The sequence below is a fragment of the Thermotalea metallivorans genome, assembly GCF_001562415.1.
Classification (GTDB): Bacteria; Bacillota; Clostridia; order Peptostreptococcales; family Thermotaleaceae; genus Thermotalea; species Thermotalea metallivorans.
The window spans coordinates 1-1,608 of sequence record NZ_LOEE01000015.1 but is presented as its reverse complement, the minus strand read 5'-3'; the positions used below and the strand labels follow the sequence as shown (position 1 = coordinate 1,608).

General features: G+C 39.7%; 1 protein-coding gene. It reads right to left on the bottom strand.

The features are described from left to right. Positions 1-95: 95 nt before the first annotated feature. Positions 96-1,451 (bottom strand): ISNCY family transposase, encoded by a 1,356-nt coding sequence (locus AN619_RS02330; protein WP_068554723.1) that lies wholly within the window; start codon positions 1,449-1,451, stop codon positions 96-98. Positions 1,452-1,608 lie beyond the last annotated feature (157 nt).

Genomic DNA, 1,608 nt, shown 5'->3' with positions numbered 1-1,608 from the left:
TAGTTTCCCCTGAAAAACTCAATATTTTCGATTTATCTATCTGCATATATCAAGGATTTTCAAGGAAGTTGCTAATCTTCCCTGTGATTTCCCCTTTATTTTGCCATCTGAGCGGCTCTTCTTAGGTTATGAGTCAAGATTCCAAATCCAACCCAGGTTTTTGAGCCAAAAAGACCCCTGTATCGGCTTCGATTCAAGCCGTACTTTCTTTTTAACAGACTGATTTTGGCTTCACCGGCCGCACGAAACCTTTGCAGGCTTTGAAACCATGGCCGCTTTTCATGGTCCGTTCTCTTCTGACTCTTTTTCCCCCTTGCAGGGCAGCTGATATGTCGAACTCCTCTTTCCGATAATTCCTTTTCATTGTCTTTGCTGCTAAAACCTCTATCCGTTGCTACTGCATTGGGCACAGTTTGAAACAACCTTTGATGGTTTTCCACTGCAGGAATGAGTAATTCCTCGTCAGACGGATTTCCTTGATATATTTCATAGCCTGTTACAAATCCACTTTCTGTTTCGTCTATCCGAAGCTTATAGCCAAATTCCGTATTCTTTGAAAGTTTTCCTTTCTTTATCGGCCTGGCTTCGGGGTCAAAAAAGCTTACCAGTCTGTCAGGGATTACCCGGTTGCCCCTGACAACTTCTTTGGCTTGATGGATAAATTTTTGGGTTAAGTCGATAGCTTTGCCCAATTTGTTTGTGAGCACCTGTATATTTGCCTTTTGTTTATCTTTGATATTTTCCAGAATGTTCTCTGCCTTTTGGCATACATCTTCCGTCATTTGTATGACTTCTTGTGTAATTTTATCGATATCTTCCCATGTTTCTTTTGTTCTGCGTTTCAAGTGTTTTCCTATGGAAAGAATACACTTTTTTATTTCATCTCTTTTGTCTTCAAATCCCTCTACGGCATGGGAGGCAAATCTTTTGATTTTCTGAACGATATTGGTGATTACCTTTACACCGTCTTGCAATAAGGTGGCATCCGTAGGATGATGGATATCTGATTCGACTACGGTGGTATCTACTCGAAGTTTGCGATGTTTGAGGATCCCTTCTTCCTTTAGTTTTAAAACAAGTATATCATTTAGCTGCTTGATTACTTCGTCTCCATATCTTTTGCAGGCCTTCATCAGTGTTGTCGGATCGGGCATTTTTTCATCCAGCGGTATCCTGCAAAACATACGCCAGGTAATGCTATCCCCTACCTCTTGCACCAGTGTTTCGAAGCCGAATCCATATCGATGCTTCAGATACATCAAACGTAAAAATGTCTCTATGGGAACGGTTGGACGACCCCGATGAGTATTATGTTTTTCAAGAAATGGTTTCATAAATCTTTCATCGTCGAGAATGGCATCTATCTTTGCCAGTTCATCAGGCAGTTTGCGAATTTCTTCGGGAAGGATACTGTCCCATAAAGTTAATTGCGGCTCTCTGAGTTTTAACATTTTTTACTCACCTCAAAAAAGGATATTTTTAAGAATATGCTCAATGATTCCTTGGAGAAATTTATTCTATATCCCATATGTTCATAATAATTAATTCTACATTTGAGCCACAAATTCCTTTTTGCCTATCAAAATCTTTTATTTTTTCAGGGGAAAC